Source organism: Streptomyces sp. NPDC088124 (assembly GCF_040685895.1).
Classification (GTDB): Bacteria; Actinomycetota; Actinomycetes; order Streptomycetales; family Streptomycetaceae; genus Streptomyces.
The window spans coordinates 251,868-270,037 of sequence record NZ_JBFBJB010000002.1 but is presented as its reverse complement, the minus strand read 5'-3'; the positions used below and the strand labels follow the sequence as shown (position 1 = coordinate 270,037).

Here is an 18,170-nt window from a genome sequence, read left to right as displayed (position 1 = left end):
CCGCGCCATTGACGCAGGTCCGGTCCGTTCCGTTCGCGGTGCCTCCCCCCGGTGCGCCCGGCGTCACGACTTCTTGCGGAACTTGGCCACCGCCAGCGGGGCCGTCACCACGGTGATCGCCGCCGCCCACCCCAGCGTCATCCACACGGAGTGCGCGACCGGGCCGCCGTTGATCAGATTGCGCGCCGCGTCGGCGAGGTTGGAGAGCGGGTTGTAGTCGGTGAACGCCTGGAGCCAGCCGGGCATGGTCGACGGCGGGGCGAAGATCGACGAACCGAACTGCATCGGCATCAGCACGAGCATGGCCACCCCCTGGACGGCCTGCGCCGTCTTCATGGCGAGTCCGAGCAGGATGAAGATCCACATCAGCGAGGCGCCGAACGCCAGGGAGAGACCGATCGCGGCGCCCAGGTCGAGCACCGACGTCTTGATCTCCATGCCGAGCAGGAAGCCCATGCCGAGCAGGATCGCTATGGCGACCAGCATCCGGCCGATCTCCACGACTATCTTCGCGATCAGCACCGAGGAGCGGGCGATCGGCATCGTACGGAACCGGTCCATGACCCCCTTGCGGAAGTCCTCGTTCACCCCGGTGCCGACGGCCATGGAGATGTTCATGCCCATCATCGCCATCAGCCCCGGCACCACGTAGTTCACGTAGTCCTCGCGGCTGCCGCCGAGGCTCGCGCCCACGGATCCGCCGAAGACGTACACGAACAGCAGCGTGAAGATGATCGGCGTCAGCAGGACGTCGAACATCGACTCCGGGTCCTGCTTGATCTGCAGGGCGTTGCGCCGTACCAGCGCGCCGATGTGGCGCAGATTGGCGCGCAGCCCGATCCGGCCCTCGTCGGCGCCGGAAGCCGGAATCGCCCGCGAAACGGGCCCGCCGGCGCCCACAGCGGGCGGAGCGGAACTCCCCGCGGCCGCGGTGCCCGCGCCGGCCTGGGGGCCGGCGCCGGCGCCGGGCGTGGACGGTGTGGTGGCGGTGTTGGTCGAGCTCATGCCGCGACCTCCTCGGGCGTGGTGTCGGACGGGGTCGCGGCGGTGGTCTTCTGGCCGGTGATGGCCAGGAACACCTCGTCGAGGCTGGGCAGATGGGTCCCTATGTGCGCGATGCCGAAGCCGCGATCGGCCAGCAGGCCGATGACCGCGGTCAGCTGACCGTCGCTCAGGATCGGTACGTACAGCAGCCCCTCGTCGGCCACGGCCTGCGCGCCGGCGGGACCGTCGAGGCCGCTCTCGGCGACCGCCCGCGCCATCGCGGGGAGCTGCGCCGGATCCGCCGGCCTGATCTGGAGCGTCCGGCCGCCGACCTTCGCCTTCAGCTCGTCGACGCCGCCGTTGGCGATGACCCGGCCGCGGTCGATGACCGTCAGCTCGTCGGCGAGCTGCTCGGCCTCCTCCATGTACTGGGTGGTGAGCAGGACGGTGGCCCCCTCGTCGACCATCCGCCGCACCTCGTCCCAGACCTCGTTGCGGGTACGGGGGTCGAGGCCCGTCGTCGGCTCGTCGAGGTAGAGCACCGAGGGGCGGCCGATCATCGACGCCGCGAGGTCGAGCCGGCGCCGCATGCCGCCGGAGTACTGCATCGCGGCCTTCTTCGCCGCCTCCGTGAGCGAGAAGCGCTCCAGCAGTTCGTCGGCGCGGCGCCGGGCGTCCCCGCGGGAGAGATCGAGCAGCCGCCCGATCATGTACAGGTTCTCCCAGCCGGAGAGCTTCTCGTCGACCGAGGCGTACTGGCCGGTGAGGCCGATCTTGCGGCGCAGCTGGCGGGGCTGGCGCAGCACGTCGTACCCCGCGACCACGGCCGTGCCGGCGTCCGGCTGGACCAGGGTGGAGAGGATGCGGACCAGGGTCGTCTTGCCCGCGCCGTTGGGCCCGAGCACACCGAGGACGGTGCCCTCGCGCACATCGAGGTCGACGCCGTCGAGGGCCCGGGTGCCCTGCGGTCCGCCGTACTGCTTGACCAGCCCCCGTACCTCGACGGCGTGGCCCGATCGGCCGCCGCCGGGGTTCTTGTCGTATGTCGTCATGGCACCCATCAGAACAGCCGCCACCGACAATCCGCCGACAAGCCGCCGACGGCCTGTGGATAACTGGCCGACATCCCGGGAGCCGGGCAGTCGACAGCCCGCCGACGGGGGAAGATCGGCGGGCTGTCGTGGTGCGGGCAGTGGCTTGTGAGCGGGGCCGGACCGGGCGGCCCGGCCCGGGGCTCCGGCCCGGGGCTCTAGTGGAAGGTGTGTTCCTCCTGAGGGAACGTTCCTCCGATGACCTCCTCGGCGAACTCCTTCGCCGCGTCGCCGAGCGTCTGCCGCAGATTCGCGTACTGCTTCGTGAAGCGCGGCATCCTGCCGCCCGTCAGACCGGCCATGTCGGTGTAGACGAGGACCTGCGCGTCCGTCTGTGCCCCGGCGCCGATGCCGACCGTCGGGATGTGCAGGACGCGCGTGACCTCGGCGGCGATCTCGGCCGGCACCAGCTCCAGCACGACCGCGAAGGCGCCCGCGTCCTGCACGGCCTTCGCGTCGCGCAGCAGTTGCTGCGCGGCCTCCTCGCCGCGGCCCTGGACCCGGTAGCCCAGGGTGTTGACGGACTGCGGGGTGAGTCCGATGTGCCCCATCACCGGGATGCCGGCCTGCACCAGCAGCTCGATCTGGCCGTGCGAGCGCTCGCCGCCCTCCAGCTTGACCGCGCCCACCCCCGCGTCCTTCACCAGCCGGGTGGCGCTGCGCAGCGCCTGCACGGGGCCTTCCTGGTACGAGCCGAACGGGAGGTCGCCGACGATCAGGGCGCGCTTGGTGCCCCGTACGACGGCGGCGGAGAGCATCGTCATCTCGTCGAGGGTCACGGGCACGGTGGTGTCGTACCCGAGGTGGCAGTTGCCCATCGAGTCGCCGACGAGCATCACCGGGATGCCGGCCTCGTCGAAGACCGAGGCGGTCATCGCGTCGTAGGCGGTGAGCATGGGCCACTTCTCACCGCGCTCCTTGGCGGCGGTGATGTCGTGGACGGTGATACGGCGGGAGATCTTGCCGCCGTAGAGCGCCGGTTGAGAAGTCATGGCCGAAGGCCCTTTCGTCATCTCGAGGCACCCTGACGGTGTCCCCGGACCGCCTCCATGGTGGCATCCCGCGCCCCGCACGGGAAGTGGGGCCCCGGGGGCAGGCGTCCCGGGAGTGAGGCGCGCGGCGCCGGGCGTGCGCCGGGGGACCTCGGTAAAGACTTACCAATACGAGACGGTCTCGTATCGAAACGCGTCTAGTCTGTACGCCAGGTCCACACCGTCCGGCGCCCCAGGCGCCGGAGCAACGGGCTCACTGGCACAAGAAGGAACCTCGGTGTGGCAGGTGTCGGTAAGGCCACCAGCTACTGCCGCTGGCAGGGCAAGAAGGCGCTCGCTCTGGACCTTCTGCGGGAGCCGACGCGCCGGTGCGGGGTCACACAGCGCTCCTCCGTGATCTTGAGCAACGTCATCGTGGAGATGAAGAGCCACCGTTCCTAAAGACTGAACGTGAGTGTGTGTGTTCAGCCGAACGTCCCGAACGGTGTTGGGCGTTCTGGTTGCCCGCGTTCGCTCCGTGTCCGGGTGGCGCGGATCGTGTCCGTGGTCCGGGTATACGGGGGCGGGGTTCCTCACGCCCGGGGATGTCCGGTGGGGCCTGGGCGGTCCGATGCCCGTGCGCATCGCTCTGGTGTGCACGGGGCGGTGCCGTCCGTCGTCGGACCGGATGTCCCTGGGCGCGCCGTCCGATCGCAATGCTCGCCGCATCGTGCCGGGTGGTCCTGCGTCGGGGGGTGGTCAGTGGTTTGCGCCAGTGCTGGGCGCCCCATCGGGAGGTGTAGGCGGGGTCGACCGCGACGATCGTGAGGTCGTGCTCGGCGGCCATGGACACCAGCCGGGCCCGGAGCCTGCTGGTGGGAAACCGGGAGACCAGCCGCCGGAAGCGTTTCCGCCGGCCGTGTTTCTCGCGGGTCTTCTCCCGTTCGAAGTCGAGGTCCTCGACCGCGATCGCCTTCACCCCGCACTGGCGGGCGAAGTGCAGGAGGCGGGTGAGCGCGTGGCGGATCTGCGCGTCCCGGTGCTGGGCGGTGCCGGTCAGGTCGTAGGGGAAGCGGTGAGGCTCACCGACCGGGCTGCCGTGGACATCGAGGTGCCAGGCGGCGAGGTGGTCGTCGTTCATGTCCACCCCGACACAGCCCGCCGCCAGCGCCGCCCCCAGGGGCAGGACCGGTGCGGCTTTGCGCTGCCACGCCGCTGTCACGTACCAGCGGTCGCGGTCGGTGTCGTGGTGCAGGGTGTAGGCGACGGCCCGGTTCCCGGCGACCCGGTCCGTCCACTCCCCACCCCGGTACGGAAACACCACCGGCCGCTCAAGGACGAACCGGCCGTGCGGGGCGTTGGCGAGGTGGGCCAGGGGTGCGGGGAGTTTGAGGGAGAGCTGTCCTTCGGGGGTGATGCGGATGGTCTCGTTGCCGTACCGCTTGCCCGACTCACCGTCCGCCGACAGGAACAGGCGCGCCGCCACCCACCGACGCCGCCACTGCCCCTCGGTCAGCCGCGCCTCCGGGAGATGGTGGCGGGCGTTCGCCAGACGCCTGCCGCCCCGTACGACCCGCACCCGCCCCGCACGCCAGTCCGCCACCGCCCGCGCGTGCCGCGCCTCCAGCACCGTCAGACGCCGCGACTTGGCATGCCACTCACGCCGGGAGCGGTACCCACCCGGCGCACGCCTCGTACCCTTCTCGCCGACCGGCAGGGACAGGCGGTGACGGACCGTCGCGATCCCCGCCTCCAGGCTATGGATGTGTGCGGCCAGGCCCCGGCGGGCCAGTGCCCACTGGTCATGGGTGGCTTTGGTGATGCTCCCGGCCCATCGCGACGACGACCGGCCGGTTAATGCCCGCTTACGTGCCGCCCAGTGTTCCGCGTCGTGGTCCAGGCCGTCACGGCAGCGGACCGCCAGATCTTCCGACGTCAACGACCCCAGCCACCCACCCACCTCACCCAGCACCCGCTCCTCGACAGCCGACAACCGCAGCCGGGTACGCACCGCGACACCCGCAGGACCGGGCACGACGAACGGCGCGGCCAACGCCCGAAGCACCGCCATCCACCCCACCCCCTCCGCCCCGGCACCGGCCTTCCCCTGTCGAACAGGACAACGAACCGCCGGACCAGAAGTCACCACCCAGTCCAATCTTCCACCCACCCCACCGGAGCAGAACCTGGAACCGCTGGCCGTGATCCGGCGGGGGATCGAGGCCGGGGAACTCCGCGCCGACCTGGACCCGGAGCTCATCAACGACCTGCTCGTCGGGTCGATGCTGATGCGCACCATCCACCGTCCCACCGCGCCGCTCCCCGACGACCTGGCCGAGCAGATCATCGGAGTGGCGCTCCAGGGGGTCGGCCCCCATCCGCAGCCGGCCCCCGGCCGCGAAACGCCCGGGCCGTGAGACCTGTCACATCCGTTCGTGGCCCCGGGGCCGCCCGTTTTCGCCGCCCTCCTGCATGAGCGTTCTGTCACAACCCCCGGTCATTCGTCCGTGATCGGAACCCGCCGGAGCGGCCCGTTCGTCACCGTCCTCGTACGGCCGTCGGGGGACGGCGGAGAAAGGGCCCGTCCATCGCCTAGGGTCTGTTCCGAGCTTTCCCGTGGACGCCGTGGGGAAGCACGGAACAGGCCCTGGGTCAGGGGCGGGCGTGCACGGGCAATGCAGTGAGGGCGGACATGACGCAGGAGTACACGGCGCAGTCGGTGACGACGGACAACGAGGAGCACCGGCCCCCATCCCGATCCCGCGCCAGGGGCCTGCTGGACCGCCTGCGCCGGGATCCCGGCATCTGGCGGCGCGGCATCATCCTCGCGCTTCTCGCCCTGCTGACCGCCTTCCTGATGATCCTTCACGCGCAGATCCCCAACACCATCGGCAACCTGGGCAGCCTCGCCGAGACCTTCCTGCCCTGGCTGGGGCTGGTCGTTCCGCTGGTCCTCGTCCTCGGTCTCGTACGCCGCTCCGCCACCGCCCTGATCGCCCTGCTGCTGCCCGCCATCGTCTGGCTCAACCTCTTCGGCGGCCTCATCACCGACAAGGCGGGCGGCGGCGGTGACCTCATGGTCGCCACCCACAACGTCAACGCGGACAACCCCGATCCGGAGGGCACCGCCGCCGACCTGGCGGAGTCGGGCGCGGACGTCATCGCGCTGGAGGAGCTGAAGGCCGGCGCCGTCGAGACGTACGAGAAGGGGCTGGCGGGAACGTACAAGTACCACTCGGTACAGGGCACCGTCGGGCTCTGGAGCAAGTACCCGCTGAGCGCCACCAAACCGGTCGACATCCGGCTGGGCTGGGTCCGTGCGATGCGCTCCACCGTCGCCACCCCGCAGGGCCCGGTCGCCGTCTACGTGGCGCACCTGCCGTCCGTACGGGTCAAGCTGCACGCCGGATTCACCGCCAACCAGCGCGACAAGAGCGCCGACGCGCTGGGCGAGGCCATCGACGACGAGCCGCTGGAGCGGGTCATCCTCCTCGGCGACCTCAACGGCACGATGAACGACCGCGCCCTCAAGGCCGTCACCGCCCAGATGCGCTCGACCCAGGGCGCGGCGGGCGACGGGTACGGCTTCTCCTGGCCCGCCTCGTTCCCGCTGGCCAGGATCGACCAGATCATGGTCAGGGGCGTCGAACCGACCTCGTCGTGGTCGCTGCCCAGGACGGGCAGCGACCATCTGCCGCTCGCCGCCCGGGTCGACCTGCGCTAGGTGTTCTGTGCCCCCTCCCGGCACTGAGCACCGGGCGGGTCCGGCGCTCAGCGTCCGGCGCCGAGTGATGCACCGCACGCAATACGGCGTTCATCTGCCGGAATACATGACCTGAGAGACTTTGTTCCGCAGGGGTACTAACCAATACGGCCCCTGCGGACCCGTGCCCCCGTGGCTCGTGCGCCCCCTGTGGCTCTGCCCCCGTGGAAAGGCTGTCTCTGTCATGCCCCTGGCTCTGCTCGCCCTCGCCGTGAGCGCCTTCGGCATCGGTACCACCGAGTTCGTCATGATGGGCCTGCTGCCCAATGTCGCGGACGATCTGGGAACGTCCGTGCCCACCGCCGGCTATCTCGTCTCCGCGTACGCGATCGGCGTCGTCATCGGCGCCCCGCTGCTCACCGCCGTCGGCTCCCGCATCCCGCGCAAGCGGATGCTCCTGCTGCTGATGGGCCTCTTCATCGTCGGCAACCTCGCCTCCGCGCTCGCCCCCGGCTTCGGCTGGCTGCTGGCGGGCCGGGTCCTCGCGGGGCTGCCGCACGGCGCGTTCTTCGGCGTCGGCGCGGTCGTCGCCGCCCGGCTGGTCCGGGAGGGCCGGCAGGCGCGCGCCGTGGCCACCATGTTCCTCGGCCTGACCGTCGCGAACATCGTCGGCGTCCCCGCCGCCACCCTGCTCGGCCAGCACCTCGGCTGGCGCGCCACCTTCCTGGTGGTCACCGTCATCGGCCTGGTCGCGCTCGCCGCACTGGCCCGGCTCGTACCGTACGTACCCGTGGACGCCCAGCAGGACGTGCGCCGCGAGGTGCGCGCCCTCGGCAACCGGCAGGTGCTGCTCGGCCTCGCCACCGCCGTCCTCGGCTTCGGCGGCGTCTTCGCCGTCTACTCCTACCTCGCGTCGATGACGACCGAGGTCATGGGCTTCGGGGAGTCCTCCGTCACCCTCGTCCTCGCCCTCTTCGGCATCGGCATGACGCTCGGCGCGCTGGCGGCCGGGCCGCTGACCGACCGGGCGCTGCGCCCCACGCTGTACGGGTCGCTCGCCACCCTCGCCCTGGTCCTGGTCGCGTTCCGCTTCACGGTGCACGTGCAGTGGGCGGCGCTGGTGACCGTCGTCGTCCTGGGCGCGGTCGGCTTCATGACGACCACGCCGCTCCAGATGCTGGTCATGCGGAAGGCCAGGCACGCCCCCACGCTCGCCTCGGCCTCGAACCACTCGGCGTTCAACCTCGCCAACGCGGGCGGCGCGTGGCTCGGCGGCCTGGCGATCACCGCGGGCTGGGGCTGGATGTCCCCCACGCTGGTCGGCGCCGTCCTCACGGTCCTCGGCCTGGCGGTCGCGGTCACGGCGGGGCTCCTCGACCGGGGCGACCGGGGCGGCCTCGACGCGGCGCCCGAGGCCTCCCGCGTCGTCGCCTCGGGCGGCTCGGGCGGCACGCCGGCCAAGGCGGCCGAGCGGGCAGGGACCGCGGCGGGGCCGGAACGCCGCTGACCGGGGCGCCGGAGCGTCTGGGCTGAGGGTTGAGGGCTGAGGGGGAAACCACCTACGGTTCGACGATGTGCCGCAGATAGGTGTGCGGGTCGGCGAGATAGCGGCGCCAGTGATCCACGACGCCGAGCTCCCGCCAGGCGACCCTCCGCATACCGTGCTTGCCGACCTCGATGATGTCCGCGCCCGGCAGTGCGGTCAGTAACGGGGAGTGCGTGGCACAAATGACCTGGCCGCCCTCCTTGGCCAACCGGTCGATGTGCCCGATCAGTTCGAGGCACGAAGAGAAGGAGAGCGCTGCCTCCGGCTCGTCGAGAACATAGAGCCCGGCGTGCAGGAACTTCCCGCGGAACGCCGCGAGGAAGCCCTCACCATGGCTGACATGGTCCGGCGAGAACCCCTCCCTGCCCAGGGCGTCCAGCGCGGTCTCGGCCCGCAGGAAGAAGCCCTTGCGGGCTGACCAGCTGGCGACCATACGGCGCCCGCGCCCCGAGGCGGCGTCGAATTTCATCCGCTCGCCGAGGGGCGACTTGCCGCGCGGGGAAGCGTAGCGCCAGTCGTGGGAGCCACCGTAGGAGTCCAGGCCGAACCCCTCCGCCAGCGCCTCGACCAGGGTCGACTTCCCCGAGCCGTTCTCGCCGACCAGAAAGGTCACCGGTGTGGTGAACCGCAGCCCTTCGTCGAGCAGTTGTCGGACGCAGGGCACCGTCCAAGGCCAGGTTTCCGCGTCGTACGGGGGGAGATGGGCATACGCGCGTTCGATAATCACGCAACCAGTGTCACCTGGACTCGGAAAGCGTACGTGCGATACGTCCCGCTCACCGGGTTGCAGTGCACCCTGCTCGCCGGGCGCCGGGCGCCGGGCGCCGGGCCCCGTGCCGGGGGCCCGGCGCGCGGTCAGACCCGCTCGCGCCAGTGGTTGGTGATCGGCAGGCGCCGGTCCTTGCCGAAGCCCTTCGCCGAGATCTTGGTGCCCGGCGGGTACTGGCGCCGCTTGTACTCCGCCGTGTCCACCATCCGCAGCGTCTTCGCCACCATCTCCGGGTCGAAGCCCGCCGCCACGATCGCGTCCATGCCCTGGTCGCGGTCGACGTACAGCTCCAGGATCCGGTCCAGCACGTCGTAGTCGGGCAGCGAGTCCGTGTCGACCTGGCCGGGGCGGAGCTCGGCGCTGGGCGGCTTCGAGATGGACGCCTCGGGGATCGGCGGGGTCTGGCCGCGCTCCTCGGCGGCGCGGTTGCGCCACCGGGCGAGCCGGAAGACCGACGTCTTGTAGACGTCCTTGATCGGGCCGTACGCGCCGACGGCGTCCCCGTACAGCGTCGAGTACCCCACCGCCAGCTCGGACTTGTTGCCCGGCGCGAGCACGATCTGCCCCTCCTGGTTGGAGAGGGCCATCAGCATCGTGCCGCGCAGCCGCGCCTGGAGGTTCTCCTCCGCGAGCCCGGTGAGCCCGAGCGACCCCATGTACGCGTCGAACATCGGCTCGATCGGGTGCGTACGGAAGTTGAGTCCGGTACGGCGCGCCAGCTCGGCCGCGTCGCCCTTGGAGTGGTCCGAGGAGTACTTGGACGGCATGGAGACCCCGTACACGTGCTGCGCGCCGAGCGCGTCGCACGCGATGGCGGCCACCAGCGCCGAGTCGATCCCGCCGGAGAGCCCGATCAGGACGGAGCGGAAACCGTTCTTGGCGGCGTACGCGCGCAGCCCCACGACCAGCGCCGAGTACACCTCCTCGTCGTCGTCGAGCCGGTCCGCGTAACCGCCGGTCAGCTCCGGCTCGTACGCCGGCAGCGGGTCCTCGGAGAGGACGACCCGGTCGATCCGCAGCCCGTCGTCGACGACGCCCTCCACCGGCTCCGGAGAAGCGGCGGGCAGATCGAGGTCCAGGACGACCGAGCCCTCGGCGAACTGCGGCGCGCGCGCCACGACCTCGCCGTCCTTGTCGACCACGATCGAGTCGCCGTCGAAGACCAGCTCGTCCTGGCCGCCGATCATCGCGAGGTACGCGGTCGTGCAGCCCGCCTCCTGGGCGCGCTTGCGGACCAGCTCCAGGCGGCTGTCGTCCTTCTCGCGCTCGTACGGCGAGGCGTTGATCGACAGCAGCAGCCCGGCCCCGGCGGCGCGGGCGGCCGGCACGCGCCCGCCCTCCTGCCAGAGGTCCTCGCAGATGGCGAGCGCGACATCCACGCCGTGCACCCGCAGGACGGGCATCGTGTTGCCCCGTACGAAGTACCGGAACTCGTCGAAGACGCCGTAGTTCGGCAGGTGGTGCTTGGCGAAGTTGAGCACCACCTCGCCACGGTGCAGCACGGCGGCGGCGTTGCGCGGGGCGCCCGCGGGCTGCCCGAACCGCGGCTGGGCCGACTCGGAGCGGTCGAGATAGCCGACGACGACGGGCAGCTCCCCGAAGCCCTCCTCGTCGAGCCGGGCGGCGAGCGCGCGCACGGCGGCCCGGGAGGCCTCGACGAAGGACGGCCGCAGGGCCAGGTCCTCGACGGGGTAGCCGGTCAGCGCCATCTCGGGGAACGCGATGAGATGCGCTCCCTGCTCGGCGGCGTGCCGGGTCCAGTGCACGATCGCCTCGGCGTTCGCGGCGAGATCACCGACGGTCGAGTCGATCTGATTCAGGGCGAGACGTAGTTGAGGCACGCCGCCCAGTGTAATCGTCTGACTGACGCGATGTGCTGGGCCGCGGGTGTGGGGCGGACCACTCCCCGGCGGACGGCGTTCTGTGCCGGACCGGCCTTGGTCCCGTGGTCAGCGGCCCGCGTAGACCTGTTCCGCCCAGGCGGCGATCTGGATCTCGGTGAGGTGCCGCGCCAGATCGGCCTCGCTGATCATCCCGACGAGACGCTTGTCCTCGATCACCGGGAGCCGGCGGATCCGGTGGCTCTGCATCTCCTGCAGGACCTCCTCCACATCCGCGTCCGAGTCGATCCACCGCGGCGTGCCGTGCGCCATCTCGCCCGCCGTCGTCTGCGCCGGGTCATGGCCGCGCGCCACACAGCCGACGACGATGTCCCGGTCCGTGAGGATGCCCGTCAGACGTTCCTCGGAGTCGGCGATGGGCAGCGCGCCGACGTCCAGCTCACGCATGAGCTGCGCCGCGCGGTCGAGGGTCTCGTGCGCCGGGATCCACCGGGCGCCGGAATGCATGATGTCCTTGGCTGTGGTCATGGTTGCTCAGCCTCCTGCTCCTGAGTGCGGTGCTGTCGCCGTCCGTCCCGAGCCACCACCATTTTGGTGCGTCCGTTCGGGGGACGCGACCGCAAGCACCCGAACGGGGGAGCCCCGCCACGCGCCCGCCCCCGCCACCCACTGTCGGGCGGTACGGCCCGACAGTGGTGTGACGCGGGAGCGGGCGCGGTACGCGCTCACCTCAGGAGCGCGCCTTGGCGCCGCGTGCCGCGAGCAGGTCCGCCATCAGGGACAGCTCCGACTGCTGCGCCGCGACCATCCCCTCCGCCAGGCTCTTCTCCGTACCGTTGGAGCAGAGCTGGACGCAGCCCTCCGCCATGGAGACGCCGCCCTTGTGGTGGTCGGTCATGAGCTGGAGGTAGAGGACCTCGGCCGCCTTGCCACGGGCCGTGCGGAGCTGGTCCAGCTCCGTCTTCGTGGCCATGCCCGGCATCAGCGAACCGTCGCGGGCCTCATGGCCCCCCTGGTCCCCGTGATCCATGCCCTCCATGTCCTCCATGCCCTCGGCATCCCCCGCGCCGTGCATCCACGCCATGGGCTCCGTACCGGCCTCCACCTTGGGCAGCCCCCACATGTCCAGCCACCCCAGCAGCATGCCGCGCTGGTTCGCCTGGGTGTTGGCGATGTCGTACGCCAGCCGGCGCACCTCCTCGTCGTCCGTGCTGTCCCGCACGATGAAGGACATCTCCACGGCCTGCTGGTGGTGGACGGCCATGTCCCGGGCGAAGCCCGCGTCCGCGGACTCCGACGACGGCGTACGGGAGGCCGGCGCCGTGCCGTCGTCCCGCGCGGCGGAGGCGACCGTGGCCGTACCGGCGAAGACCAGCGCCAGTACGACGGCGGTGATCGCCACCCACTGCGTACGGGTCAGGGACCGCCTGGGGGCGTCGTCCGCGCCGCTCACTGTGCGCCCATTCCACCCGTGCAGGCGGCGCCCGGCTCGGGCGTCTGCTCGCCCTGCACGTACTTGGTGAGGAACTGGCCGACGCGCGAGTCCGACGCGCTGTCCACCGTGACCTGCTTGCCCCAGGCGCTGAGCATGATCGTGCCGTCCTGGTCCTTGACCGGGCTCAACATGGTGTACGGGGTCTTGCCGACCTTGTCGGCGAGCGTCTTCACGTCGTCGTCCGACGCCTTGTCGTTGTACGTGACCCAGACCGCGCCGTGCTCCAGCGAGTGCACCGCGTTGACGTCGGGGATCGCCTCCTCGTAGACGTCACCGTCGCAGTTCATCCAGGCCTGGTTGTGGTCACCGCCCACCGGCGGCGTCATCGGGTACTTCACCGCCTCGGTGACATGGTTGCGGCCCAGCTTCTTGGCGTCCCAGGACTTCTCTTCCTTGACGGGGGCCGCGGCGGCGGCCTTCTCCGCCTCCTTCTTGTCGGACTCCTTGTTGAGCGCGTACGCGCCGAAGCCGACGAGACCGACCACCACGACGGCGCTCACCGTGATCGTGATGATGCGGCTGCGCCGCTCGCGGGCCCGCTCGGCACGGCGCATCGCCTCTATTCGGGCCTTGCGGTCGGCTGACTGGGACTTGGAACCCATGATGTTTTCGTCCTTCTGGGGGATGACTGCGGATCGCGGAAAACGCTGCACGAACGAGGAGAACGCTGAATGTTGAACGCTGAACGCGGAGCGTGGAACACGGTGCGGGGCCCTGGCCCGGCTACGTCCGCAGTACTTGAAGGACGTGAAGGTCCGGCGCGCGGGCGAGCGCTCCGGAACGGGGCGCCCGGCCGGTGGGGCGCGGCGGTTCGAGGTACGGGTGCTGGGCGCCGACGACGGGCTCCGCGGCGGGCGGCGGCACGGTGAGCACGGCCGCGCTCAGGTGCGGGAAGAGCCCGCAGTCGCCGTGGCGGTACGGGCAGACGTACTGGGAGTCCCCGGCGCGCGGCGGTTCGGCCGCGCCGGCCGGCGAGGGGCCGGCCACGGCGGTGGCGACCGCGTCCCGGTGGTGGGCGGGCGGCCCGCCCGGGTCGGTGCCCAGACAGACGAAGAGCGCGGCCAGCAGCGTCGCCACGGCGCTCAGCAAGGCCGTGGGACGCGTGGTGCGTATGTGGCCGATGCGGCCGCGCGGCTGTCCCCCCATGGGGCCAGATCGTAGTGCGTGACGGCCCGGAGCAGCAGTGCGGCTGCCACGAGGGCGCCGCAGGGCCCGGCCGGTCGCTGTGTCCTGGCCTTGTACCGCCGTCGATACGGTATGAAACGGTCCCGCTCATCCGGTCACCGGCACGATACAAAGAGGCATGGCCGAACAGAAGGGCAGGGCGGAGCAGCCTCCTGCCGATGTCGACGCGGTGACGCACGCGGTGCTGACCGCGTCCCGGCTGCTCGTCGCCATCTCCGCCCGTTCCCTCGCCACCATGGGGGAGCGGGTCACGCTGCCCCAGTTCCGGCTTCTCGTGGTGCTCTCCACGCACGGTGACGCCAAGCTCGTATCGGTCGCCGACCGGCTCGGGGTGAACCCGTCCACCGCCATGCGCATGCTCGACCGGCTGATCGCGGCCGGCCTGGCGACCCGGGAGAGCAACCCCGGCAACCGCCGGGAGACGGTGCTGCGGCTCACCCCGGAGGGCCACTCCCTGGTCGAGCGCGTCACGGCCGTACGCCACCGGGAGATCTCGGCGATCGTCGAGCGACTCACCCCCGAACAGCGTTCGTCCCTGGTCGGGGCGCTGACCGCGTTCACGGAGGCGGGCGGGGAGCCCTCCGTACCCGGTGACGAGGGGGAGCCGTACCCGCTGGGCTGGTCCGACACTCCCACCCGCTGACGACGCGGAATCGATCTTCCTCACTGGGATTGCCGTCACCTGTTTCATGGGCACCACCTGGGCAGGCACTATGGGCGGGTACCCGTACACGCGCACGACGCGGAGCGTTGGACGGGGGTTCGCAACGCGCCGGAAATCGTGTGGTGGGATGCTCGTGTGCCCCAACGTGCCCCGCGACATGGGAGCAGGTGGCCTGACCAGCAAGGATGGGTAGGATTATGGATAAGCAGCAGGAATTCGTGCTCCGTACGCTGGAGGAGCGCGACATCCGCTTCGTGCGGCTCTGGTTCACCGATGTGCTCGGTTTCCTGAAGTCCGTCGCGGTCGCGCCCGCGGAGCTGGAGCAGGCCTTCGACGAGGGCATGGGCTTCGACGGATCCGCGATCGAGGGCTTCGCCCGCGTCTACGAGTCCGACATGATCGCCAAGCCCGATCCGGGCACCTTCCAGATCCTCCCCTGGCGCGCCGAGGCCCCGGGCACGGCCCGGATGTTCTGCGACATCCTCATGCCGGACGGCTCGCCGTCCTTCGCGGACCCGCGCTACGTCCTCAAGCGCATGCTCGCCAAGACCTCGGATCTGGGGTTCACCTTCTACACCCACCCCGAGATCGAGTTCTTCCTCCTGAAGGACAAGCCGGTCGACGGCACCCGGCCCATCCCGGCCGACAGCTCCGGCTACTTCGACCACACCCCGCAGAACGTGGGCATGGACTTCCGCCGCCAGGCGATCACGATGCTGGAGTCCATGGGCATCTCGGTGGAGTTCAGCCACCACGAGGGCGCCCCCGGCCAGCAGGAGATCGACCTGCGGTACGCGGACGCGCTCTCCACGGCGGACAACATCATGACGTTCCGCCTGGTCATGAAGCAGGTCGCGCTGGAGCAGGGCGTGCAGGCGACGTTCATGCCGAAGCCGTTCTCGGAGTACCCGGGCTCGGGCATGCACACCCACCTCTCCCTCTTCGAGGGCGACCGGAACGCGTTCTACGAGTCGGGCGCCGAGTACCAGCTCTCCAAGGTCGGCCGCTCCTTCATCGCCGGGCTGCTCAAGCACGCCGCGGAGATCTCGGCCGTCACCAACCAGTGGGTCAACTCCTACAAGCGCATCTGGGGCGGCTCCACCCGCACCGCGGGCTCGGGCGGCGAGGCCCCCTCGTACATCTGCTGGGGCCACAACAACCGCTCGGCGCTGATCCGGGTCCCGATGTACAAGCCCGGCAAGACGGGCTCCGCCCGGGTCGAGGTCCGCTCCATCGACTCGGGGGCCAACCCCTACCTGACGTACGCGGTGCTGCTCGCCGCCGGCCTCAAGGGCATCGAGGAGGGGTACGAACTCCCGGCGGGCGCCGACGACGACGTCTGGGCGCTCTCCGACGCCGAGCGCCGCGCGATGGGCATCGAGCCGCTGCCGCAGAACCTGGGCGAGGCGATCTCCCTGATGGAGCGCAGCGAACTGGTGGCGGAGACGCTGGGGGAGCACGTCTTCGACTTCTTCCTCCGCAACAAGAAGCAGGAGTGGGAGGAGTACCGCTCCGAGGTCACCGCCTTCGAGCTGAAGAAGAACCTGCCCGTGCTGTAGCCGCAGGTCAGCGGCTGTTTTCCGCATGAACGGCACGTCGGGCCCGCACCGTCACGGTGCGGGCCCGACGTCGTCTCGATCACCCGGGGCCGTCTGTGGGGGCAGGGCGTGCCCGCCGAGTCGGACGGGATCCATGGCTTTGGGTCCGGACAGTCCTCCGGCCTGTCCGGACCGAGGGCCGATGGACGACCGACGTGCGGCGGCCCGACTAGGTTGGCGGCATGACAAGCCTCGATTACCCCCAGTTGTCCGGCCTGGGGCGGAATCCAACAGCCCCTCAGGACGTCCTGGTACGCCTGGCCACACACAAGGCGGGCCGAGCCGGGCTGTCGCTGCGTGGCGGACGGCTGGAGGACGCTGTTGTCGAGGCTCTGCTGACGCACGGCGACGACATCACCGCCGTGCGCCTTCACGGGGACCGGATCTCCCCGGAGATGCACCGAAGGATCGCCGAGTATCCCGATCCGGCGATCCGTGACGCGTACAGAGACTTTGTTCGCGACATGGTGGACCGCGAGGTGACGATCGGCATCGACGATCTGGAGGAAGCCTACGGTCAGCCTCGGACGGCTCTCGTCGGCGCGCCAAGTCCGAGCCTGCGTGCCTCGGTCGCGCGAGCCTGGTACGACCGGCCTCCCGCCGTGCAGGTGGGACTGCTCGCCGACCCGGATCCGCGGGTTCGTGCCGCCGCCACCGAGGACAGGCAACCGGGTGTCCCGCCCGAGTGGAGGGAACGGTGCCTTGCCGATCCTGCCGTGCGCGCCAACGTGGCGCGCTACGTCCCGCTCACGTCGGAGCAGTTCGCGCAGCTCATGCAGCCCGCCGAGGAGGAGGTCCATCAGGCTGTCGCCGGGAACCCTCATCTGTCGGCGGAGATGATTGCCCGGTTACTGGACATCGACGACCCCGTCGTGCGGGTCGCGGTGGCGCAGAGCCGCCATGTGGACGCCGCCACCCGGGACCGATTGTTCGCGCTCGTAGAAGCCGAGCGCGCGAACGGAAGCCTCGACGCCGCGGTGGCTCTGGACTGGAACTTCGCCGAACCGGACTGGCTGCGCGAAGCGCCCCTCGACGAGCGGATGAGTTACCTGGACTGCCGGCACACGATATTCCGACGCGTACTGGCTTCCTGCGACGACCTACCCGAAGAGGCTTGGCGCCGGCTGGACAACGACCCGGAACTCGCGGTCCGCCGTGCTGCCGCCCGTCGGCCGGACACACCGCCGGAAGTCCTGGAAAAGCTGGTCCGCGCCCACGGCGACGTATTCCACATCCGACCGCTACTCGTCGACCACCCCAACTTCCCCCGTCGGGCGCTGCGCACGTTCGTCGACGAACCCAGCCCGAACGTGCGCTATCTCGCCCTGCAGGACCCGGAACTCCCCGTGACATCCCTTCAGGCACTCGCAGCGGCTGCCGAGTCCTTCCTGCGCGCCGGGGTCGCACGTCACCCCAACGTCACGGACGCGCTGCTGGAGCAGTTGCTGTCGGACCCGGACCCCCAGGTCGCCGACAAAGCCGCAGCCAACTCCGCGCTTGCTCCGACCCAGATGTATCTCATTCTCACCGCTGCCGGCCTGTGACTCCGGAAGAGGCTCGGTCCGCGTTCTCTCCCGGCAAGGTGAGGGGTTGACCGGACATGGCGACAGAAGAAGGCCAAGCCGCGCAGGACGAAGCAGCCGTCTGCCGGCCCGGCGCCGTCCGGCCCGGCTCGCGCGCGGGGTCAGAAACGCCACCGGGTCTGGCTGTACGGGGACTTGCCGAAGCCGAAGACCGTACGCGGCGCGACCGCGTACACCTGGGCGATGTTGCCCGCGTCGCCCGCGAAGGCCCCGTCCCGTACGTCGAAGTGCCAGTCGGTGCCGTACTTGGCCTCCCAGGCGCGCGCCAGCGCCGTCAGCCTCGCCTCGTCCGCCACCCGGACCGCCGTGCCCTCCACGACCAGGTCGAGGCCCTCGCGGAGCGTGTTCACACCGGTGGTCAGGGCCACCTCCGAGTTCGCGGCCAGGTTTCTCGACTTCCGCTCCTCCGCTCCCGTACAGAAGTGGAGCGCGCCGTCCGCCCAGACCCCGAGCAGCGGGGTGACATGCGGCCGGCCCCCGGGCCGTACGGTCGTCAGCCAGAAGACCTCCGCCCGGGCCAGCAGTGCGACGGCCTCCGCCCATGCGGTGGCGGGGGCCCGCGGCTCGCCGTAGCGCGGGTCCACTTCGGTGGTCGGTTCCATGCGTGTCATGATCCGGGGTCCTTTCGGGTGCCGCGACCGGGAGGGTTTCCGGGATGGGGACCGTGCGCGGCGCCGGAACTCATCGGCCGGCGCGCACCGGATACCGGGTGCGTGGCCGCGACCGGACCGGCGGCGGTC

Annotated in this window: 18 protein-coding genes; 7 read left to right on the top strand and 11 right to left on the bottom strand. The window is 70.8% G+C overall.

Annotated features, from left to right (window positions below; all coding sequences use genetic code 11):
• Positions 1-63: 63 nt before the first annotated feature.
• From AB0P17_RS02550 to panB, 3 genes are all read right to left on the bottom strand, one after another.
• Positions 64-1,005 (bottom strand): ABC transporter permease, encoded by a 942-nt coding sequence (locus AB0P17_RS02550; RefSeq protein ID WP_365806872.1) that lies wholly within the window; start codon positions 1,003-1,005, stop codon positions 64-66.
• Entirely contained in the window at positions 1,002-2,036 is a 1,035-nt protein-coding gene (locus tag AB0P17_RS02545) for an ATP-binding cassette domain-containing protein (RefSeq protein ID WP_365806870.1), read from the bottom strand. The genes AB0P17_RS02550 and AB0P17_RS02545 overlap by 4 nt, the downstream gene beginning before the upstream one ends.
• Before the next feature lie 197 nt (positions 2,037-2,233).
• Positions 2,234-3,067, bottom strand: a complete 834-nt coding sequence (panB, locus tag AB0P17_RS02540) for a 3-methyl-2-oxobutanoate hydroxymethyltransferase (RefSeq protein WP_365806868.1) — start codon at positions 3,065-3,067, stop codon at positions 2,234-2,236.
• Between the two features lie 279 nt (positions 3,068-3,346).
• Between panB and AB0P17_RS02535 the strand changes: the two genes are divergently transcribed.
• On the top strand, positions 3,347-3,508 hold the full coding sequence (locus AB0P17_RS02535) for a hypothetical protein (protein WP_365806866.1): 162 nt from the start codon (positions 3,347-3,349) through the stop codon (positions 3,506-3,508).
• On the opposite strand, the gene AB0P17_RS02530 is transcribed toward AB0P17_RS02535, so the two are convergent.
• Entirely contained in the window at positions 3,477-5,117 is a 1,641-nt protein-coding gene (locus AB0P17_RS02530; protein WP_365806865.1) for an IS200/IS605 family accessory protein TnpB-related protein, read from the bottom strand. The two genes, AB0P17_RS02535 and AB0P17_RS02530, sit on opposite strands and share 32 nt — an antisense overlap.
• A gap of 130 nt (positions 5,118-5,247) precedes the next feature.
• Between AB0P17_RS02530 and AB0P17_RS02525 the strand changes: the two genes are divergently transcribed.
• The 3 genes from AB0P17_RS02525 (at position 5,248) to AB0P17_RS02515 (ending at position 8,256) form a co-directional block, all read left to right on the top strand.
• A complete protein-coding gene (locus AB0P17_RS02525; RefSeq protein ID WP_365806863.1) occupies positions 5,248-5,463 on the top strand; it encodes a TetR-like C-terminal domain-containing protein in 216 nt (71 codons plus the stop codon).
• Between the two features lie 275 nt (positions 5,464-5,738).
• Positions 5,739-6,770, top strand: a complete 1,032-nt coding sequence (locus tag AB0P17_RS02520) for an endonuclease/exonuclease/phosphatase family protein (protein ID WP_365806861.1) — start codon at positions 5,739-5,741, stop codon at positions 6,768-6,770.
• Between the two features lie 223 nt (positions 6,771-6,993).
• Positions 6,994-8,256 (top strand): MFS transporter, encoded by a 1,263-nt coding sequence (locus tag AB0P17_RS02515; RefSeq protein ID WP_365806859.1) that lies wholly within the window; start codon positions 6,994-6,996, stop codon positions 8,254-8,256.
• A gap of 52 nt (positions 8,257-8,308) precedes the next feature.
• Here AB0P17_RS02515 and AB0P17_RS02510 read toward each other — a convergent pair whose 3' ends face one another.
• The 6 genes from AB0P17_RS02510 to AB0P17_RS02485 all read right to left on the bottom strand — a co-directional run bounded on the left by AB0P17_RS02510 (position 8,309) and on the right by AB0P17_RS02485 (position 13,546).
• Positions 8,309-9,022, bottom strand: a complete 714-nt coding sequence (locus AB0P17_RS02510; RefSeq protein WP_365806858.1) for an AAA family ATPase — start codon at positions 9,020-9,022, stop codon at positions 8,309-8,311.
• Positions 9,023-9,150: 128 nt separating this feature from the next.
• Entirely contained in the window at positions 9,151-10,905 is a 1,755-nt protein-coding gene (locus AB0P17_RS02505) for an NAD+ synthase (RefSeq protein ID WP_365806856.1), read from the bottom strand.
• A gap of 108 nt (positions 10,906-11,013) precedes the next feature.
• Positions 11,014-11,433, bottom strand: a complete 420-nt coding sequence (locus tag AB0P17_RS02500) for a CBS domain-containing protein (RefSeq protein WP_365806854.1) — start codon at positions 11,431-11,433, stop codon at positions 11,014-11,016.
• 202 nt (positions 11,434-11,635) lie between these two features.
• Positions 11,636-12,358 (bottom strand): DUF305 domain-containing protein, encoded by a 723-nt coding sequence (locus tag AB0P17_RS02495; protein WP_365806852.1) that lies wholly within the window; start codon positions 12,356-12,358, stop codon positions 11,636-11,638.
• The gene (locus AB0P17_RS02490; protein ID WP_365806850.1) at positions 12,355-13,002 is read right to left on the bottom strand and encodes a DUF3105 domain-containing protein; all 648 of its coding nucleotides are present in this window, start codon (positions 13,000-13,002) and stop codon (positions 12,355-12,357) included. The genes AB0P17_RS02495 and AB0P17_RS02490 overlap by 4 nt, the downstream gene beginning before the upstream one ends.
• A gap of 121 nt (positions 13,003-13,123) precedes the next feature.
• Positions 13,124-13,546 (bottom strand): hypothetical protein, encoded by a 423-nt coding sequence (locus tag AB0P17_RS02485; RefSeq protein WP_365806848.1) that lies wholly within the window; start codon positions 13,544-13,546, stop codon positions 13,124-13,126.
• 157 nt (positions 13,547-13,703) lie between these two features.
• Here AB0P17_RS02485 and AB0P17_RS02480 point away from each other — a divergent pair, with 157 nt between their 5' ends.
• The 3 genes from AB0P17_RS02480 (at position 13,704) to AB0P17_RS02470 (ending at position 17,391) form a co-directional block, all read left to right on the top strand.
• Positions 13,704-14,228, top strand: a complete 525-nt coding sequence (locus tag AB0P17_RS02480; protein WP_365806846.1) for a MarR family transcriptional regulator — start codon at positions 13,704-13,706, stop codon at positions 14,226-14,228.
• 218 nt (positions 14,229-14,446) lie between these two features.
• Entirely contained in the window at positions 14,447-15,808 is a 1,362-nt protein-coding gene (locus tag AB0P17_RS02475; protein WP_365806845.1) for a glutamine synthetase family protein, read from the top strand.
• A gap of 221 nt (positions 15,809-16,029) precedes the next feature.
• Positions 16,030-17,391 carry a hypothetical protein gene (locus AB0P17_RS02470; RefSeq protein ID WP_365806843.1) on the top strand — a complete coding sequence of 454 codons (1,362 nt, stop codon included), beginning with the start codon at positions 16,030-16,032 and terminating at the stop codon, positions 17,389-17,391.
• A 140-nt stretch (positions 17,392-17,531) separates the two neighbouring features.
• On the opposite strand, the gene AB0P17_RS02465 is transcribed toward AB0P17_RS02470, so the two are convergent.
• On the bottom strand, positions 17,532-18,041 hold the full coding sequence (locus AB0P17_RS02465) for a pyridoxamine 5'-phosphate oxidase family protein (RefSeq protein WP_365806841.1): 510 nt from the start codon (positions 18,039-18,041) through the stop codon (positions 17,532-17,534).
• Positions 18,042-18,170 lie beyond the last annotated feature (129 nt).